Below are 3,108 nucleotides of genomic sequence, written 5' to 3' on the forward strand. Positions count from 1 at the left end.
CGAGCATCGCCAGACCCACGCGCGCGCGCGCCTTCGCGGCGCGGTCGACATTGCGCCCGTAGAGCAGGCTGCGGATCAGCCGCTGGCGCCAGGGTTCCGTGGGTTTGGCCGGAGTCGCAGCGCTCATTGCTTGTCCTCCGGCTGAGGCACGGAGCCCGTCACATTGTCAGGATCGCTCGCGGCTTCGATGGTGTTGAGCATGGCCCCGATCGGATCGGGCTCGCCCGGCCTGAACATCCGCGGCGGACGCTCCGGCAGATTCTTCAGCGAATCATATTGCGTGCCGTTGACCGGCTTGAGCTGCAGATGCCGGTCGGACAGGCCCTGCAGCCGGTGGGGCGCATCGAGCTTAGCCCATTCGGAACGCAGCGAAGCGATCGCGTCGCGCTGCTCGCGGATCTCCGCATGCAGCCGCAGCACCTTCTCGGTGCGCGCCGTGGAATCCATCTTGATCCGGTAGACATAAGCCGCCGCGAAGATCAGCGCACCGATGACGAGGAGGTGGATGATGCGCATGCGCTAGCCGCCCCTCATCACGTCGGAGAGTTTTGGCCAGGACGATGGCTCGCCATCGTCATGCGCCGGCGCGGAGGTGCGCTCGGCTGCGCGCAGTTTTGCGGAACGCGCGCGCGGATTAAGAGCAACTTCGTCCTCACCGGCGATGACAGGCCGCCGCGTCAGCAACTGGAAGCTCGGCGGAACCTGCGCCACCTCCGGCAGGTGCCGCGAGCCGCCGCCGGTCTTGGAACGCTCCGAGAGGAAATTCTTGACGATGCGGTCTTCCAGCGAATGGAACGAGACCACGACGAGACGGCCACCCGGCTTGAGCACGCGCTCGGCCGCGGCCAGCGCGGTCTGGAGTTCCTCGAGCTCTTCGTTGACGAAGATGCGCAGCGCCTGAAACGTCCGCGTCGCCGGATGAATATCTCCGGGCTTCGAGCGGACGATCCTGCCGATGAGATCAGCGAGCGAGCGCGTGGTCGTGAACGGTGTCTCTTGCCGGTCGGCGACGACGGCGCGGGCGATGCGGCGCGACTGTCGCTCCTCACCCAGCTGATAGATGATGTCCGCAAGATCGCCTTCCGAGGCGCGGGCCACCACGTCGGCCGCAGTCGGCCCGACCTGCCCCATCCGCATGTCGAGCGGACCGTCGAGGCGGAAGGAGAAGCCGCGACCGGCCTGATCGAGCTGCATCGAGGACACGCCGACATCCATCACGACGCCGTCGATCGTCTCGATGCCCTGCGCCGCGCAGACCTCGGCGAGGTTGGAGAAGCGGTCCTCGACCAGCGTCAGCCGGCCGTCAGAGCGTTCGACGAGTTCGGCGCCGCCCGTGATCGCAGTATGGTCGCGGTCAATGGCAATGAGCCGGGTTCCCGGCACGTCCAGGATCGCACGGCTATAGCCGCCGGCGCCGAAAGTGGCGTCGACATAGATGCCGCCCTCGCGCGGGGCGAGATGGGCGATGGCCTCGCGGCCAAGAACGGGAATGTGCGGAGTCGAGCTCATGCGCCAGGCCGGCCGGAGGTCCAGCCTGACGTCCAAGCGAGATCGGGGACGAACAAGCCCATAACGCCTCGAATCACTCCGCGTCGCGGCGGTTCCACGACAAAGCCTCAGTCCAGCATGGTTACCGAACCCGGTCGTCCCGGGCTGCAAACCCAGTGTTGCCAGTGGAATTTGTCGGGCAGCCATGGGATTTCGAGCCAAAATACGCTTTGGCCGCCTCCGGGCACGGGTCGGCTCTTCATCCCTCAGTAACGGCCCTTAGCGTTAAGAAAGCGTTGATCGGCTCATTACAAGACGAAAAGGTGCAGCGGCGGTGATGCTTCATCCACACACTGCGCCAAAATGCATCCGTTAACCGCGCCGCGCGATTGCGCGCGGTGGAGGGTAAAGGAATAGTAAAGAAAAGGGCTTGGTCCATTCTCGTTCGACTTGGTTTGTCTATGCCACCGTCCGGTTCGTCCACACCGTCTGGATCTGATTCGAAGCGTCAACGCGTTCTCCCGGTTCCAAAGGCCGCGGCGAACATGCGAACGTTTGAACCTGACTCCTCGATCGTCTCCGACATCATACCCTCGCCGAACCATGGCGAGCGCAACAAGGGCCGGCAGCCCGACATGATCGTGCTGCACTACACGGGTATGCCTGATGTCGAGGGCGCGCTGGCCCGGCTGTGCACGGCGGGCACCGAAGTCTCGGCGCATTACGTCGTGCTCGAGGACGGCCGCATCGTGCAATGCGTGCCCGAGACAAGGCGCGCCTGGCACGCCGGCGTCTCGTCCTGGGCCGGCGAGGACGACGTCAATTCCTGCTCGATCGGCATCGAGATCGTCAATCGCGGCCATGACTGGGGCTATCCCGAGTTTCCGCTGCGCCAGGTCGCCGCCGTGATCGCACTGTGCCGCGGCATCATGCTTCGCCGCAAGGTGCCGACCCACCGGGTGCTCGGCCATTCCGATGTCGCGCCCGCGCGCAAGAAGGACCCCGGCGAAAAATTCCCGTGGCATTCGCTGGCCAATTCCGGCGTCGGTCATTGGGTCACGCCCGTCCCAGTCGTCCGCGGCGAGACTCTGATGCTCGGCACCATCAGCGACGAAGTGCTGGGTCTGCAGCAGGCGCTCGCCAGATACGGCTACGGTGTGCCGCTGACCGGCAAATACGACGCCGCGACCATGGAAGTCGTCACCGCCTTCCAGCGCCATTTCCGCCCGGCGCGGCTCGACGGGGTCGCGGACCATTCGACGCTGTCGACCTTGCAGGCGCTGCTGGCGAGCTTGCCGCAAGATGCGACAAGTGTCGCGTCGAAGTGACGGTTTAGCCGCGTACTCGTCATTGCGAGGAGCTCTTGCGACGAAGCAATCCCGAACCGTCTCCGCGGTGACAGCCTGGATTGCTTCGCTACGCTCGCAATGACGCAGTGTGTGGCTGCTACTCCATCTCCCTCACTCTCCGCGCATACAATCTCCGCAGCGGCTCGAGCTGCGTCGCCTCCGTCGCTGCCTGATAAGCCTCGCGCGCCTCTTCCTTGCGGCCGAGACGCCGCAACAGATCCGCGCGCACTGCAGGCAGCAGCTCATAGCCGCGAAGCCCGCCGCGCGCGCT

General features: G+C 65.3%; 3 protein-coding genes and 1 pseudogene. 1 reads left to right on the forward strand and 3 read right to left on the reverse strand.

Annotated elements, in window-relative coordinates; genetic code table 11:
- Positions 1-123: 123 nt before the first annotated feature.
- Entirely contained in the window at positions 124-516 is a 393-nt protein-coding gene (locus MOV75_RS32425; RefSeq protein WP_247007354.1) for a hypothetical protein, read from the reverse strand.
- A gap of 3 nt (positions 517-519) precedes the next feature.
- Complete coding sequence (gene rsmH / locus MOV75_RS32430) at positions 520-1,509, reverse strand: 16S rRNA (cytosine(1402)-N(4))-methyltransferase RsmH (RefSeq protein WP_246923039.1); 990 nt, start codon at positions 1,507-1,509, stop codon at positions 520-522.
- Between the two features lie 524 nt (positions 1,510-2,033).
- On the opposite strand from rsmH, the gene MOV75_RS32435 reads away from it, so the two are divergent.
- Positions 2,034-2,816 carry an N-acetylmuramoyl-L-alanine amidase gene (locus tag MOV75_RS32435; protein WP_246923036.1) on the forward strand — a complete coding sequence of 261 codons (783 nt, stop codon included), beginning with the start codon at positions 2,034-2,036 and terminating at the stop codon, positions 2,814-2,816.
- 118 nt (positions 2,817-2,934) lie between these two features.
- On the opposite strand, the pseudogene MOV75_RS32440 reads toward MOV75_RS32435, so the two are convergent.
- Positions 2,935-3,108: pseudogene (locus MOV75_RS32440) on the reverse strand (RNA polymerase subunit sigma-24); the annotation flags it as partial.

It is taken from the genome of Bradyrhizobium sp. PRIMUS42, from assembly GCF_023006515.1.
Taxonomy (GTDB): Bacteria; Pseudomonadota; Alphaproteobacteria; order Rhizobiales; family Xanthobacteraceae; genus Bradyrhizobium.